The 16290-nt window shown below is 62.4% G+C and carries 13 protein-coding genes; 8 read left to right on the top strand and 5 right to left on the bottom strand.

All coding sequences use genetic code 11. From position 1 onward, the window contains the following. Window positions 1–50: 50 nt before the first annotated feature. The 5 genes from ACXJKE_RS21735 to ACXJKE_RS21755 form a co-directional block, all read right to left on the bottom strand. Entirely contained in the window at window positions 51–1382 is a 1332-nt protein-coding gene (locus ACXJKE_RS21735) for a cation:proton antiporter (RefSeq protein ID WP_457282666.1), read from the bottom strand. 186 nt (window positions 1383–1568) lie between these two features. Next, window positions 1569–2774, bottom strand: coding sequence for a phospholipase A (locus ACXJKE_RS21740; RefSeq protein WP_457282667.1), 1206 nt, complete (start codon window positions 2772–2774; stop codon window positions 1569–1571). Window positions 2775–2799: 25 nt separating this feature from the next. Then, window positions 2800–3186, bottom strand: coding sequence for a hypothetical protein (locus ACXJKE_RS21745; protein WP_457282668.1), 387 nt, complete (start codon window positions 3184–3186; stop codon window positions 2800–2802). Window positions 3187–3594: 408 nt separating this feature from the next. Further along, window positions 3595–5685, bottom strand: coding sequence for an ATP-dependent helicase (locus tag ACXJKE_RS21750; RefSeq protein ID WP_457282669.1), 2091 nt, complete (start codon window positions 5683–5685; stop codon window positions 3595–3597). 271 nt (window positions 5686–5956) lie between these two features. Beyond that, window positions 5957–6820 (bottom strand): IclR family transcriptional regulator, encoded by an 864-nt coding sequence (locus ACXJKE_RS21755; RefSeq protein WP_457282670.1) that lies wholly within the window; start codon window positions 6818–6820, stop codon window positions 5957–5959. Window positions 6821–7361: 541 nt separating this feature from the next. Between ACXJKE_RS21755 and ACXJKE_RS21760 the strand changes: the two genes are divergently transcribed. From ACXJKE_RS21760 to ACXJKE_RS21795, 8 genes are all read left to right on the top strand, one after another. Further along, window positions 7362–8900, top strand: a complete 1539-nt coding sequence (locus ACXJKE_RS21760) for a sugar ABC transporter ATP-binding protein (RefSeq protein ID WP_457282671.1) — start codon at window positions 7362–7364, stop codon at window positions 8898–8900. Window positions 8901–8920: 20 nt separating this feature from the next. Beyond that, complete coding sequence (locus ACXJKE_RS21765) at window positions 8921–9916, top strand: ABC transporter permease (protein ID WP_457282672.1); 996 nt, start codon at window positions 8921–8923, stop codon at window positions 9914–9916. A 137-nt stretch (window positions 9917–10053) separates the two neighbouring features. Next, on the top strand, window positions 10054–10998 hold the full coding sequence (locus ACXJKE_RS21770; protein WP_457282704.1) for a substrate-binding domain-containing protein: 945 nt from the start codon (window positions 10054–10056) through the stop codon (window positions 10996–10998). A 75-nt stretch (window positions 10999–11073) separates the two neighbouring features. Then, window positions 11074–12354 carry an L-fuconate dehydratase gene (locus ACXJKE_RS21775; RefSeq protein WP_457282673.1) on the top strand — a complete coding sequence of 427 codons (1281 nt, stop codon included), beginning with the start codon at window positions 11074–11076 and terminating at the stop codon, window positions 12352–12354. Window positions 12355–12415: 61 nt separating this feature from the next. Continuing rightward, window positions 12416–13198, top strand: a complete 783-nt coding sequence (locus tag ACXJKE_RS21780) for an L-fucose dehydrogenase (protein WP_457282674.1) — start codon at window positions 12416–12418, stop codon at window positions 13196–13198. A gap of 194 nt (window positions 13199–13392) precedes the next feature. Further along, entirely contained in the window at window positions 13393–14454 is a 1062-nt protein-coding gene (locus ACXJKE_RS21785; RefSeq protein ID WP_457282675.1) for a porin, read from the top strand. A gap of 223 nt (window positions 14455–14677) precedes the next feature. Next, window positions 14678–15631, top strand: a complete 954-nt coding sequence (locus ACXJKE_RS21790; RefSeq protein WP_457282676.1) for an AEC family transporter — start codon at window positions 14678–14680, stop codon at window positions 15629–15631. A 173-nt stretch (window positions 15632–15804) separates the two neighbouring features. Beyond that, window positions 15805–16242 (top strand): YciI family protein, encoded by a 438-nt coding sequence (locus ACXJKE_RS21795; protein ID WP_457282677.1) that lies wholly within the window; start codon window positions 15805–15807, stop codon window positions 16240–16242. The last annotated feature ends 48 nt before the right edge of the window (window positions 16243–16290 follow it).

Below are 16290 nucleotides of genomic sequence, written 5' to 3' on the forward strand. Positions count from 1 at the left end.
AATAAGGTGACATTCTGTGAGGCTGTGCGGATGCCCGCCGGACCGCTTGTTCAGGGCTTGCGGCGTTTGCCCGGTTTGCGCGCCTCATAGCGCTTCATCAACGGCGTGACCGAAATGCCGTGGGCAATCACCGACGCGACGACCACCGCGAGTGTGATGGAAAGCAGCCGCTGCGCGAGCGCGGGCGGGAGGTGGTGGTTGATGGCATAAAGCAGGTAATACAGCGAGCCGATGCCGCGAATGCCGAACCAGGCCATCAGGCGGCGCTGTGAACCCCTGACCGGGGTGCCCAGCAGCCCGATAAAAACCGCCGCCGGCCGGATCACCAGGAACAGCGCCGGGATAAACCACAGCACTTCAGTGCGAAAGCGTGTGGTCGCGACCAGCACGCCCACCGCCAGCACGATGGCGACCTCCACGAAGCTTTCCAGCTGGCTGTTAAAGCGCTCTACTGCGCGCATCATGTGGGCGGGCGCTTCCGCGCCCGAGGCTTCCTGGTCATCGGGGCTCAGCGTTTCGTCGGGTGCGGCCGGTGCCTGGGGCAAGGGCCGCGCATCGGGCTCGTCGATGCGGCGCAGCGCCAGGCCCGCCGCAAATACCGCCAGGAAGCCGTAAGTCTGAAAGAGCAGCGCCAGGCCGTACGTCAACCCGATGAGTCCCAGCGCGATGAATTCGTCCGAGCCCAGTGCTTCGCGGTGGCGCATGCGCAGGTAAAGAATGGCGCGGCCCACCAGCGTGCCCAGCAGCCAGCCCAGGGCCAGGCCGCCGGCCACGGCCCACAGCACATCAACGGCCCACCAGCGCCAGCCGCCTTCACCGAGTTCGTGCAGGCCCAGCAGGCCCAGCCCGAGCATCACAAATGGAAATGCGGTGCCGTCGTTCAGGCCGCCCTCACCGGTGAGGCCGAAACGCAGGCGGTCGCGGTCGCCCGGGTTGGCCACCTGCACGTCGGAGGCCAGCACCGGGTCGGTCGGCGCGAGGATGGCGCCCAGCAGCACCGCGGCGCCCACGGGCAGCTCCAGCACATAAACGCCCAGTGCGGTGATGGCGGCCACGGTGACCACCATCGACACGGTTGCGAGTTGCACCGGAATGCGCCAGCGGCCATCCCGTACGCGGAACTCGAGCTTCATGCCCGCGGTGAACAGCGAGATCAGTACCGCCACCTCCGTGAGGCGCTCCAGCAGCACCGTGTTCTTGAGGGCGTCGAGTTTGAGCAGCCCCAGCCCAACGGGACTGACCGCCACACCAACACCGAGGTACAGCATGGCGGCACTCAGAGGCAACCGTGCAATGAAAGAGCCGCCCAGTGTCATGGCAATCAGCAGCGCACCGGCCACGATGCAGGCCAGCGTGAAAGTGGTGGGCTCGGCAAAAGTCATCGCCCCACCTTACGGCAAGCGCAGGCGTCCCGGTATCAGCCGACGCGCCGTTGCCGTGGTGCCTGGATGCGCCCTGTAGACACGTTTGTGTCCGATTTTTTTAAGCGAAAACCGCTCTGAGGCCAATAAATAAAAGCGCGATAAGCTATAAAAACTATAGCAAACCGCGGAATGCCGTTCCAGCGCCTACCAGTCCACCAGGCTCAGGCCGATGCTCAGAACATTGCGCTTTCGGTTGTAGTCCACGAGGCTGTCACCGTAGCCGCTGAAAAGCTGCACGTGGTAGCGCAAGCCGGTGTAGTTGGGCGACGAGGCCGGCGCCATCATCCAGTCAAACCGGGCCGAGCCGCGGGCTTCCTTGCGCAACGAGTGGCGCAGCGTGACGCCCACCGTGTTGGCTTTGTTGATCTGCCAGCTGCCCGTGACTTCCGCGCGGCCCACATAGTTTTCGATGCCGGGGTTGTCGTCATTGCCCGAGGACTCCTTGAGCCGGTCCCAGATACGCCCCTGAAGGATCAGGCCCGAGTCCTGGCCCAGTGTTTTCTCGGCGGCACCCATCAGGTAGACGCGGTTCCAGCTGCGCGACAGCGGCAGCGACTGGCCGTTGGACTGGTGCACCAGCCCCAGGCCCGAGAGCCGGTAGTTCCAGCCACCGGCCAGCGGGATTTGGTGCGGGTAGATGTAGATCACCTCGGGTTCGTGGTCGGTGGTGCGAAACGGCCGCGAGATGCTGCCGTTGAACAGTTGCCAATAGCTTTGCTGCGTGTAGCCGAACCAGACCGAGTCATGGTCGTCGTCATCGTTGTCGCCGCTTTTCAGCAGGCCTTTGGCGACCTTGGTGCGCACCGACAGCTGGATTTTGTTTTCAGTGCGCATATAGGGCACAGAGGTCAGCGCGGTATGCCCTGCGGCGGGTGACGAGGGTTGCGTGTTCACGCTGTCGGCGGTGGAGACGGCCAGCGTGATTGGCCGGTAGCCGCGCAGCGAAAACGTATCGCAGTCGGTGCCGCGCTGCAGTTCCCAGAAGCGGGACAGTTCCGAGTACCTGGTGTTTTTGCAGCCGATCGGCTTGCCGTCCGGCGCTTCGGTGTTCAGTGATGGCAGCAGCAGCACCGGGGTGGCCGGCTGGCCGGTCTGGGCATTGGCCGGCGCTGTGGTCAGGCTGGGCGCCGGTGTGTTGGCGGGCGTTTGCGCATCGGCCCATTGCTGGAAGCAGGTGAGCTGCGCCGCAGGGTCGCCCTTCATGGCCTGGCAGGTTTGCCAGCCTGTGCTGGATGGGCGGTTTGCCGGCGTGGCCTGTGCATGCGCCGCAGCCGTGGTGCCAAGACCCAGGAGGGCCAGAAGCACCGTGCAAAGCGATGCAGCAGCAGGATGGAGAGATTTCAGTGGCATGGCTCGGTCTTGAAAATTGCGCTGTTCAGGGTAGCCGGGTCAGCGTGAAGGGCACATCGGGTGCATTGTCCGGGGCGCTGCTGCTGGTGTCTTTCCAGGTGCCCTTGAAGGCCTTGCCACAAGAACCTTCGACCATTTCGCCATTCCAGGTGCCGGTGATGCTGACATTGTCGGAGGACTCGTCGAGCAGCAACATGCCGCCCTCCAGGTCACCGGCCAATGCGGCCTTGGCCGCATGTCCGGCAATGGCTTTGGAACCGACGGCCGGCCCCAGGTCGCGGCTCACGATGCCGGCCAGGCTTTCGGCGAATTCGGCATGCCGTTCCAGCAGCATGGTGGCGCGGGCCGGCAAGCCGGCAGGTGGGCGGTCAAAGCGCACGGCCCACAGGCCATGGAGTTGTGCGGCCTTCATCTCCGTGGCGGCCGGGCAAGCGGCGGCAGGTTTCGTTTGGGCCGTAGCGCTAGTGGATATTGCGCAAGCGGCGATTAAAAAAAAAGCGGGTCGAAGAAAAAGCAAAGTCATGAACAAGTGAGTGCACGGCCTGGTCGTGCGGTACGGGCTGTAGCAACGCAGCAAGGCGGACGGAGCGGCCAAGGCTGCAGTGCAGGGGGTGAAACGGAAAACTCGGGCACGCGAGTGCGGGGTTGATGCAACGCGCAGGCCGTGGAGCTTGCGCACTATCTCACGAATACATCTCAATCAGGTAAAGCACCGGTAAAAACCCGTGGCCTGAAACGGTTTGTAACCACAGCACTGAAAACGCCTTCATGCGGCCCGGCACCTGATCTCGCGCCGAATTAACCACGGAACAGGGCAGCGCTAGCGCGTCTCTGCCGCCGCTGCCGCCGCAATCCCGTCCGCTGACTTCTTCGCAAACTCCGCACGCAAGGCCTTGATCTTTTCGCGCGGGTCTTCCTTCGCGGAGGCCTTGTCCAGCGCCATCTCGGCGATGAAGCGGCTGGGTGCGCCGGGAATCATGTCGCGGCCCTTCTTGCGTTTGCGCAGCCAATTCACCGCCAGCGTGCGCTGCGCGCGGGTGATGCCCACGTACATCAGGCGGCGCTCTTCCTGCAGGCGCAGTGCGATGCTGTCGGTGTTGACTCCGTCATCGTCTTCCAGCTTGAAGGGCAGCAGGCCTTCGTTCACGCCGGCCAGCACCACGTGCGGCCACTCCAGGCCCTTGGCGGCATGCAAGGTAGAGAGGGTCACCACGTTCTGGTCACCTTCGCGTTCGCTGATGGTGGAGAGCAGGGCAATGGTTTGCACCACTTCGAGCATGGTTTTGGTTTCGGCGGCCACCACGGCGCCTGAGGCGTCATCGATCTGCCCGCCGCAGCGCTGGGCCACCCAGTCGCAGAAATCCATCACGTTGGTCCAGCGCGCGGCGGCCAGCTTTTCGCTGTCTTCTCCGTCGTAGAGGTGCTTCTCGTAGTCGATTTCCTTGAGCCAGTCGTTCAGGAAAACGCGCGCGTCTTCCGCGCCCACAGTGCGCTTGGCGCGGTACTCAAGGTCGTTGAGGTAGCGGCCAAACTCGTGCAGCGAACCCACCGCCTTGGCCGGCAGCACCGAGCCCAGCGAGTTGCTGAAGAGCGCTTCGAAAAGACTTTGCTTCGACTGGCTCGCGAAGGTGCCGAGTGCGCCCAGCGTGGTGTGGCCGATGCCGCGCTTGGGTGTGGTCACCGCGCGCATGAACGCCGGGTCGTCATTGTTGTTGACCAGCAGCCGCATCCAGCAGCACAGGTCCTTGATCTCGGCACGGTCGAAAAAACTTTGGCCGCCCGAGACCTTGTACGGAATGTTGGCTTTGCGAAAGGCCTTCTCGAAAGGCTTGGCCAGGTGGTTGGCGCGGTACAGCACGCAAAAATCTTTCCACTCCTTGTACTGCCCGCCTTCTGCCTGCAAGCTGCCTTCGGCACGCAGGCTCTGGATGCGGGCCACCACGCGTTCGGCTTCGTGCTCTTCGCTGTCGCAATCGATCACGCGCACCGGCTCGCCTTCGCCGAGCTCGCTGAACAGCGTCTTGGGAAACAGCTTGGGATTGGGGCCGATCACGTTGTTGGCCGCGCGCAGTATGGCGCTGGTGGAGCGGTAGTTCTGCTCGAGCTTCACGACCTTGAGGTTGGGGTAGTCCTGCGGCAGCTTTTTCAGGTTGTCCAGCGTGGCGCCGCGCCAGCCGTAAATCGACTGGTCGTCGTCGCCCACGGCGGTGAAGCGGCCGCGCGGACCGACCAGCAGTTTGAGCATCTCGTACTGCGTGGCGTTGGTGTCCTGGTATTCGTCGACCAGCACATGGCCCAGCGACTGCTGCCATTTTTCGCGCACGCTGTCGTGCTCGCGCAGCAGCTTGAGCGGCAGGCCGACCAGGTCGTCGAAGTCGACGCTCTGGTAGGCCGTCAGGCGCTCTTCGTAGTGCGCCATCACGCGGGCGATGGCGCGCTCTTCGTCGCCATTGGCCTGCACCATGGCTTCTGCTGCATTGAGGCCCATGTTCTTCCACAGGCTGATGGTCCATTGCCATTGCCGCGCCGTGGCCGCATCGGTGCTGCCGCCGGCGTCCTTGATGATGCTGGTCACATCGTCGCTGTCGAGAATCGAGAACTGGGGTTTGAGGCCCAGCGCCGCGCCGTCCTGGCGCAGCATGCGCACGCCCAGTGCGTGGAAGGTGCAGACCAGCACGCCCTTGGCGCTTTTGCCGATCAGCGCCTTGGCCCGTTCGCGCATTTCAGCGGCGGCCTTGTTGGTGAAGGTGATCGCGGCAATCTGCTCAGGCTTGAGCCCTGACTGGATCAGCCGGCCTATCTTGTGTGTGATCACTCGCGTCTTGCCGGAACCGGCGCCCGCCAGTACCAGGCAGGGACCATGCAGGTAGTTCACGGCTTCTTGTTGGGCGAGGTTCAGGCCGTGGGTCATGAAAACAATCGATTCCAAGGGGAAAAATGCGCGGGACCGGCCCTGTCAGGGACAGCCAGGGAACGGCAAATCATAGCGGCTGCCCTTTTGGAGCCTGTAGCTCGGTTTGGACCGCACCGCAGGTTTCATGCCTGGCGCTTTAGCTGGATGAAAAAAGACCGCGCCCGCACGGAACCACCACAAGCCCCGGATTCAAGCAATAAATGCTTGCAGCGCAGTGCTGGTCTGCGCTGGCAGCTATCGAATCAATAGCATAGGAGCAGGCGCGGCTTCATGCGTTCCGGCTCGCCGGGGCGAACCCACCCTGCGTCAACGACAGTGCCTGGGCTGCCTGCTGCAGCAGCAGGCGCACGGTTTTCTGGTCGGGGCCGACGTGGCGGTCTATGCGCCGCACGTAAGGGCAGGTCAACGCGGCCAGGGCGCTGTGGTCGGGCCCGAAGATGGGGCAGGAAATATCGGCCACGCCGAAAGACTGCAGACTGTCGCGCTCGAAATAGCCTTGCTCCCGGATGACACCGAGGGCGGCAGCCAATGCATCGGACCCGATCGGCACTTCGCCTTCGAGTGCGGTGTGCTGGGTCAGCATTTGCTGAGTCTGGCTGGCATCCGCGAAAGCCAGCAACACCCGGCCCGAGGCGGTATCGACCAGCCCGACATGCACGCCCACGCGGATCGTCATGCTCCAGGTGCCGGGGCCGTTGACCTGTGCGGTGATCAGCACGTTGCCCTGGTCATAGACGCCCATGTGGCAGGCCTGCTCAGCCTTGTGCGCAAAGGCCTCCATGATGGGAATGGCCTGGGTCACCAGCCGGTTGAGCGGTGGATGCATGTGCGCCAGCGTGAAGAGTTTCAGGCTCAGCGAGTAGCGGTCGCCCGAGAGCGAGCGCATGACATATTGCCGTGCCACCAACCGCTCCAGCATGCGGTAGATCTCGCTCGCGTTGCGGTCCATTTCCTTGACGATCTCCGCGCGCGTCAGGCCCTGCGGCTGGCGAGCCAGCAACTCAAGGATGTCCAGGCCCTTGTCAAGCGCCGGTGCCCGGTAGCGGTCGTCGGCAAGAGGCGGGGATGCGGTGACGACGGCGTCGTTCGTGTTCTGGTCATTCGTCGGGAGAACGGAATATTTTTGTGTCATGGCGGCAGGGTGGGTGAGGTCAAAGGCATTGCAATTTTGATATGTAACGCAGCGCTCTTGATATGGCACGCGGCGCTCGCGAAGACTTTCGCCTTCATTGTTTTAGATTTATTTACTTTTGCACTTAATGTTCATCAATAAATTAAATCTTGACCTAGGGAAAGTCCGGGGCTTGGAAAGATGAGCAAATTTCTATGATTCACACCGCTTCAATCCATAAGTGAATAGATTGTTCATCAATGAACCATTTGTAACAATAAGTTTCCTGATTTTGGTGCCTTCGCCTCATTGAACGGTTCCGTCAACGCAAAAAGGTTTTTGTCATGCACCCAGGAAGTTTGGAAGGAAAAACAGTATCGATCTGCGCGGCCGCCCAAGGCGTCGGCCAGGCCCGTACACCGGTTTGCCTGGCCCCGGGTGATTCCGGGCGTTGCTGCAGCGCCTGGTTTGGGCGTACTCCGGGCCGGTCGACGGGCCGTCGGGCCACGGTCAACGACATCGCGCCGATCTGAGCGAGCACCGCGCCTGTCCGGAACCGCCCATGACACCTCTTGTGAGCATCAGCAACCTGTGCAAATCCTTTCCGGGAGTGCGCGCGTTGCACAACGCCCGGCTTGAGGTTGCCGCAGGCGAGGTGCATGCGCTGATGGGCGAGAACGGCGCCGGGAAATCGACCCTGATGAAGATACTGGCCGGGGTCTACCAGAAGGATGCGGGCGAGATCAGCATCGACGGTCAGGCGGTCGAGATTGCCAGCCCGCGCGCTGCGCAGGCGCTGGGCATCGGCATCATCCACCAGGAACTCAACCTGATGAGCCATCTGAGCGTGGCGCAGAACATCTTCATCGGACGCGAGCCGCTCGGGCGGCTGGGGCTGTTCATCGATACCGAGAAGATGGCCCGTGACACGAAAGCGATATTCGACCGCCTGAACCTGAACCTGGAACCGCACACGCTGGTCTGCGACCTGACGGTGGCGCGCCAGCAGATGGTGGAGATCGCCAAGGCGCTGTCGTTCGACTCTCGCGTGCTGATCATGGACGAGCCCACTGCCGCGCTGAACAATGCGGAAATCGACGACTTGTTCCGCATCATCGGCCAGCTCAAGCGCCACGGCGTCGGCATCGTGTACATCTCGCACAAGATGGACGAGCTCAAGCGCATCTCGGACCGCGTGACAGTGATGCGCGACGGCCAGTACATCGGCACCGTGCCGACTGCCACCACCAGCATGGACACCATCATCGGCATGATGGTCGGGCGCGCGCTGCTTGAAGACGAGAGGCCGCCGGCAACCGGTCAGGGCCGGGAGACCGTGCTGGAGGTGCGCGGGCTCAATCGCGGCCGTACGATCAAGGATGTCAGCTTCACCGTGCGCAAGGGCGAAATCCTCGGGTTTGCCGGCCTGATGGGCGCGGGCCGAACCGAAGTGGCGCGTGCCGTGTTCGGCGCCGACAAAAGGGATTCGGGAGAGATCTGGGTCAGGGGCCGCCAGATCGGGGTGCATAGCCCGGCCGACGCGGTTGAGCACGGCATCGGCTACCTGTCGGAAGACCGCAAGCACTTCGGTCTGGCCACCGGCATGGATGTGCAGACCAACATTGTGCTGTCGAGCTTGCGGCGGTTCTTGAGCTTCGGGTTTCTTCTCAAGCCCGCGGCCATACAGGACACGGCTGCGAAGCTGATCGCGCAACTGGGCATCAAGACCCCAAGCCCGCTGCAGAAAGTGGCGCTGCTGTCGGGGGGTAACCAGCAAAAAATCGTCGTCGCCAAATGGCTGGTGCGCGACTGCGAGATCCTGTTTTTTGACGAGCCTACGCGCGGCATTGACGTGGGCGCCAAGAGTGAAATCTACAAGCTGCTCAATGCGCTGGCGGCGCAGGGCCGTGCCATCGTGATGATCTCCTCCGAACTGCCCGAGGTGCTGCGGCTGAGCCACCGCATCGTGGTGATGTGCGAGGGCCGCATCACCGGCGAGCTGGCGGCACGGGACGCGACCCAGGAAAAAATCATGCAGCTCGCCACCCAGCGCGAAGCCACGGCTACCGTTTCCGGCACGGTTGCCGCTGCTGCCTTCTAAGAATACCGGAACCACCATCCATGACCGTCTCCAAGTTGCTGCAAGGTTTCAAAACTGCAGCTTTTAGCAGCAACACCCGTCAAAAGCTGTTGGCATTTGCCAGCTTGCTGGGGTTGCTGATTTTCTTCAGCATGGCCTCGTCCAGTTTCATGCAGACCGACAACATGGTGGGCATTTTGCAGGCCACTGCGGTTAACGGCGTGCTGGCCATCGCCTGCACCTTTGTCATCATCACCTCGGGCATCGACCTGTCGGTGGGCACCTTGATGACCTTTTGCGCCGTCATGGCCGGGGTGGTGCTGACCTATTGGGGCCTGCCCTTCTACCTGGGCGTGCTGGCCGCCATTTTCTTCGGTGCGTTCTCTGGCTTCACCTCGGGCGTGCTGATTGCCAAGCTGAAGATCCCGCCTTTCATTGCCACGCTGGGCATGATGCTCATGCTCAAAGGCCTGTCGCTGGTCATCACCCAATCCAAGCCAATCTATTTCAACGACACGCCGGAGTTCTCGGTCATTTCCCAGGAGTCGTTGATCGGTTATTTCCTGCCCGATCTGCCCATCCCCAATGCGGTGCTGATCCTGTTTGTGGTGGCGGTGGTATCCAGCCTGATCCTGAACAAGACGGTGCTGGGGACCTACACCTTCGCGCTGGGCAGCAACGAAGAGGCGGTACGCCTGTCGGGCGTGAATGTGGACCGCTGGAAGATCATTGTCTACACGCTCAGCGGCGCGATTTGCGGCGTGGCCGGGCTGCTCATCGCCTCGCGCCTGAATTCCGCGCAGCCGGCGCTGGGCCAGGGTTATGAGCTGGACGCGATTGCCGCCGTCGTGATCGGAGGTACCTCGTTGAGCGGTGGGGCGGGCACGATCCTGGGCACCATCATCGGCGCCTTCATCATGAGTGTGCTGACCAACGGGCTGCGCATCATGTCGGTGGCCCAGGAGTGGCAGACGGTGGTGACGGGCCTGATCATCATCGTGGCGGTGTATGCCGATATTTTGCGAAAGCGCAAGTAAATGAAAGCAAGTGCGGTTTCAGCCGCTATCCGCCTGCGTGCAGTTCTTACGAAGGAGAAACCCAAACCCCAGGCCCTGCCAACGTTTGATTTCTGATATTTCATTGCAACACCCATAACGATCCGGAGATGACCATGATTTTGAAACGAACACTTTTGAGCCTTGCGCTGGGCCTTGGCCTGGCTTCCACCTTGAGCACGACGGCGCTGGCCGCCGACGAGATCTACATTCCAATGATCTCCAAGGGCTTTCAGCACCAGTTCTGGCAAGCCGTCAAGGCCGGCGCCGAGCAGGCCGGCAAGGACTACAAGGTCAAGGTGACCTTCGAAGGCCCCGAGAGCGAGAGCATGGTAGACAAGCAGATCGACATGTTCGCGGCGGCGCTGGCCAAAAAGCCGTCGGCCATCGGCTTTGCCGCGCTGGACAGCAAGGCGTCGATCCCGCTGCTGAAAAAAGCCCAGGCCGCCAAGATCCCGGTCATCGCCTTTGACTCGGGCGTGGACAGCGATATTCCGGTAACCACGACCACCACCAACAACGTGGCCGCCGCCGCCCTCGCTGCCGACAAGATGGCCGAGCTGATCGGTAAAAGCGGCGATGTCGCCCTGGTGGTGCATGACCAGACCAGCCGCACCGGCATCGATCGCACCGACGGATTTGTCAACCGTATCAAGTCAACCTATCCCAACATCAAGATCGTCAGCGTGCAGTACGGCGGCGGCGACCAGCTCAAATCGACCGAGATCACCAAGTCCATCCTGCAGGCCAACCCCAACCTGAAGGGAATTTTCGGCGCGAACGAAGGCTCGGCCATCGGCGCGCTGAACGGCGCCAGGGAAATGAAGCGCAAGGTGGTGATCATCGGCTACGACTCCGGCAAGCAGCAAAAGGCCGCCATCATGGATGGCTCGATGGCCGGCGCCATCACCCAGAACCCGGTCGGCATTGGCTACAAGACGGTGGAGGCGGCGGTCAAGTCCCTCAAGGGCGAAAAGCTCCCCAAGATCATCGATACCGGCTTTTACTACTACGACAAGACCACCATCAACGATCCCAAGATCGCTGCGGTTCTGTATGACTGATGGGTGCGGCGGCCTCAGGGCCACGCGCTGAAGCGCTTCTTCACCAGGCAAACAGCAGTCCCCAGGCAATCATTCATGAGCACTATCCAATCCATGCGTGTCGTCGATGTGCGCTTTCCCACGTCGCGGCATCTCGACGGCTCGGACGCGATGAATCCGGACCCGGACTATTCGGCGGCCTATGTGGTGCTGGAAACCGGCGAGCCGGGGCTTGAAGGCCATGGCCTGACTTTCACCATCGGCCGTGGCAATGAAGTCTGCTGCGCCGCCATAGAAGCCATGCGCCACCTGGTGGTCGGCCTCGACATGGACTGGGTGACCGAAGACATGGGCCGCTTCTGGCGTTACATCACCTCGGACAGCCAGCTGCGATGGATCGGCCCCGACAAGGGCGCGATCCACCTGGCGACAGCCGCGGTGGTCAATGCCGTGTGGGACCTGTGGGCCAAGCAGGAGGGCCTGCCGGTGTGGAAGCTGGTGGCCCGCATGAGCCCGGAAGAGATCGTCAGGCTGATCGACTTCCGCTACATCACCGACTGCATCACGCCGGCCGAAGCGCTGGCACTGTTGACGCGCCAGGCCGCCGGCAAGGACGCGCGCCTGAAGACGCTCGAGCAGGAAGGCTACGCTTGCTACACCACTTCCGCCGGCTGGCTGGGCTATGACGACGAAAAGCTCAGGCGCCTGGCCCAGGAGGCGGTGGACGCCGGCTTTTCGCACATCAAGCTCAAGGTGGGCCGCGACCTGCAGGACGACATCCGGCGGGTGCGCGTCGCCCGCGAGGTACTCGGCCCCGACCGCACCCTGATGATTGATGCTAACCAGGTGTGGGATGTCAACGAGGCGATTGAGTGGCTGGGCCACCTGGGCTTTGCCAAGCCCTGGTTCATCGAGGAGCCGACCAGCCCCGACGACATCGAGGGTCACCGCCGCATCCGCGAGGCGGTGAAGGGCGACATGCAGGTCGCCACCGGCGAGATGTGCCAGAACCGCGTCATGTTCAAGCAGCTCATCATGCAGGGCGCCATTGACGTGGTGCAGATCGACGCCTGCCGCCTGGGCGGGGTCAACGAGGTGCTGGCCGTGATGTTGATGGCGGCCAAATATGGGCTCAAGGTTTGTCCGCATGCCGGCGGCGTCGGCCTGTGCGAATACGTGCAGCACCTGTCGATGATCGATTACCTCTGCATCGCCGGTACCAAGGAAGGCCGGGTGATCGAATACGTGGACCACCTGCACGAGCATTTCGTGGACCCCTGCGTGATTCGCCATGCCGCCTACATGCCGCCGCAGCGGCCAGGTTATTCGATTGAGATGAAGCGCGAATCGCTGGCGCAGTACGCCTTCAAGGGCTGATGGCCGCTACACACCCTCGGCTGAGCCTGACCATAACCAACATCTGACACCGGAGCCCTTGATGAATTTGCACCTTCAAAACAAGATTGTCATTGTCACCGGCGGGGGCGCCGGAATTGGCGGGGCCATCAGCCTGCAGCTGGCACGCGAAGGCGCCGTGCCGGTGATCTTCGGCCGCAGCCCCTTGTTGCCGGAATTTTCCGCGGCCTTGCGGGATCTCGGTGCACGCCACGGGTTTTTCCAGCTCGACCTTGAAAGCGAATCGGCCTGCCGGACCGCGGTGCAGGGCGCCGTGGCCGAATTCGGCGGCATTGATGCGCTGGTCAACAACGCCGGCGTCAACGACAGCGTCGGCCTGGAGGCCGGCCCCGAGGCCTTCAAGCGCTCGCTGCAGTCCAACCTGATGCATTACTACCTGATGGCGCACCTGTGCCTGGACCAGCTCAAGGCCAGGCGCGGCGCCATCGTCAACATTTCCTCCAAGACGGCGCTCACCGGGCAGGGCAACACCAGCGGCTATGTCGCGGCCAAGGCGGCCCAGCTGGGGCTTACACGCGAATGGGCTGCCGCGCTGGCGCCGCATGGCGTGCGGGTCAATGCGGTGCTGCCGGCCGAAGTCATGACACCGCTCTATGAAACGTGGCTCAAGACCTTTGCCGACCCTGCAGCGGCGCTGGCCGACATCACGGCCCGGATTCCCCTCGGCCAGCGCATGACGACCGACCGCGAAATTGCCGACACGGTGGTGTTCCTGCTGTCCGATCGCGCCTCGCACACGACGGGCCAGTGGATTCATCCCGATGGCGGCTATGTGCATCTGGACCGCGCCTTACCTGTCGGCTGACCGTCATGAACAGACATCCATACGGCCAAAACGCCATGCGGCGTTGCCAGCTACCGAGCCCTGAAAAGCGCGATGAAGCTCGCCGCAGATTTTCCCCGCCCGAACCGGGTTCGCTCTGGGCAGCCATGCCGGCGAATGGGCATATCCGGACTTTTTAACTGACTCAACCTAACCATAGCAAAGAGAGACAAATCATGAAAGCTGCTTTCCGTAGTGTGTACCTCGGCGTGGCCTGCGCGGCCGTGCTGGCGCCGCAGTTGGCCTCGGCCCAGTCCAGCGTCACCTTGTACGGACGTGCCGTATCCGGCCTGGCCTATATTGACAATGTGTATGACCCGGTGGCCAATGCCAGCTTCTCCAAAGCCATGGTGGCCAGCAACCAGTGGGGCACCAGCATGTGGGGCATGAAGGGCAAGGAAGACCTGGGCGGCGGGCTGGCGGCCAACTTCCTTCTCGAAAGCGGGTTTGAACTGAAAAACGGCTCGGTCGGCTCGGCATTGTTCAACCGCCGCGCCTATGTCGGTCTGTCCAACGCCAGCTGGGGCAGCTTCCGTCTTGGCAAGAACCTGTTCATCAGCAACGACGTGTGGGACCTGGACCCGACTGGCCAACAGTGGGTGGGCAGCGCCACCCTGGTCAGGGGCCGCAGCTGGCCCGGTGCCAGCAACGTGGTCGAGTATTCAACGCCTGATATGGGCGGCTTCAGCGCCACCGGGCAAATCTCGTTTGGCGAACAGGCTGGAAACAGCAAGGCCAACCGCGGCGAAGGCATATCGATGACCTATGCGAACCAGGACCTGATGCTGCGCGCCATCTATTCCCAGCGCCGTAATGCTACCGCCACCTTCACGGATGTTTTCAGCACCTCCAAGGAAACCATCATAGGCGGCACTTACAAGTTCGGCCCGGCCAAGCTCTATGCAGCCTACGACTACATCACCGCACCCGACGCGGCCCTCACCGCCGCGTCCAAGCTCAAGCATGCCTGGGTTGGCGTTCGCTACGATGTGACCCCGGCGCTCACGCTGATCGGTTCGGTCTTCCACGTCAAATCTGACCGGGTGGCCGGCAAGGCCACGCTGGGCATGGTGGGTGCGGACTACAACATGTCCAAGCGCACGCTGCTGTACGCGTCATTCGGTAGCGTCAGCAACTCCAGTGGTGCCAACTTCGGGGTGGACGGGGGGATTTCGGGAAATCCGGCGGTCAACCAGGGGCAAAGAACCGTTTACGCGGGTATCGCGCACAGCTTTTAAAGGGCAACGCTGCCGGGCGAGTTCCATGCGTTCGGCGGCAGGCCGGCAGGTTCAGATCGGGATCACCTGACGCGGACCAGCTGGCCAGCCACTTTTTGCTATTAAAAATATAGCTGCTTGCGCAGGCGCTGCCTGCGCCGCAGCTATTTTTTATGCTCAATCGGCGTGCTAGCGGGGCCGTGCTACGCACCCGTATGCAAGGGCGTGGGCGACAATCAGCGCCGTGCTCAGCATTCTTTTCGTCACCTTTCCTTTTTTTGCCCTGGTGCTGTGCGGCTACCTTGCCGCACGCCGGGGCCTGCTCCCGCAGCTGGCCATTCCTGGCCTGAACACCTTCGTGTTGTATTTCGCACTGCCCTGCATGCTGTACCGCTTTGGCGCCGGCACGCCGATTGCGCAGCTGCTGGACGCGAGCCTGGTGGCCGTCTATTTAGTGTGTGCTCTGTTGATGGTGGCTTTCACCGTGATGCTCACGCGCAAGGGCCGCATTGCATGGAACGATGCGTCTTTTGGCGCGCTGGTGGCGGCCTTCCCCAACACCGGCTTCATGGGTGTGCCCCTGCTGGTGGCGCTGTTGGGTGCGCAGGCCGCCGGACCGGCCATCGTCACCATCCTGGTTGATTTGCTGGTGACAAGCTCGCTGTGCATCGCGCTGTCGCGGCTGGACTCGGCCGACATTCATGGCGCCGAGGTCGCCGCGCAGAATGCGCTCAAGGGCGTGGCGCTCAATCCCATGCCGTGGGCCATCGTGCTGGGCGCGCTGTCGTCCGGCTTGGGTGTGATGTTGCCCGCGCCGGTGATGCAGACCGTCGGGCTGCTGGCCGATGCGGCCTCGCCGGTAGCGCTGTTCACCATTGGCGCGGTGCTGGCGCGTTCGCAGATGAACAGCACGGCAGCCACACCCCTGAAGGAGTATGTGCCGGTTGCTCTCATCAAACTGGTGGTGCACCCGGTACTGGTGGGCCTCGTCGGGCTGGGCGCCATCGCAGTGGGCGTGCCTTTGCAGCCTTTTGCTTTGACCGTCATCGTGCTGGTGGCGGCGCTGCCCAGCGCCAGCAATGTGGCGTTGCTGGCCGAGCGTTTCGGTGCGGACAACGGCCGCATCGCGCGCATCATCCTGTTGTCGACGGTGCTGGCCTTTTTCAGCTTTTCGGCAGCAGTGACCCTGCTGACCTGAGCCAGGTACCAGGCCTTTTCGGCTGTCGTTACAAAAAAACCTGAAAAAAGATGGCCCCGCGCTGTCGATTCCGCTCTTTCTGTTCGTCGTACCGGTAAGAGCAGGATTTTTCTGCCTGGGTTGTCCGGGCTCTCCGCTCCCAACGCAACTAACGCAACTTCAAGGAGTCCGAAATGAAATTCATGGTTCTCATCAAAGCCGACAAACACAGCGAAGCCGGTGAAATGCCCAGTGAACAACTGCTGGCCGACATGGGCAAGTTCAACGAATCGCTGGTCAAGGCCGGCGTCATGCTGGCGGGCGAGGGGCTGCATCCCAGTTCCAAAGGCGCGCGCGTCAGATTTTCCGGCAGCAAGCGCACCGTCATCGACGGGCCTTTTCCCGAAACCAAAGAACTGGTCGCCGGTTTCTGGATGCTGCAGGTCTCGTCCAAAGAAGAGGCCATTGAATGGGTCAAGCGCTGCCCGTTGCCACCTGAGAGCGAGGCCGAAATTGAAATCCGCCAGGTGTTTTCGGCTGAAGACTTTGGCGCGGAATTCACGCCCGAGCTTCGCGAAGCCGAAGAACGCCTGCGCCGGCAGGTGGAGGCGCAGTCCGGCGAAAAGTCCTGAAAACGGGCGTCCGGCTGCCGGGCCCGTGTTTGAGGTAAAAACCGGGTT

Source organism: Polaromonas sp. P5_D5, assembly GCF_054049435.1.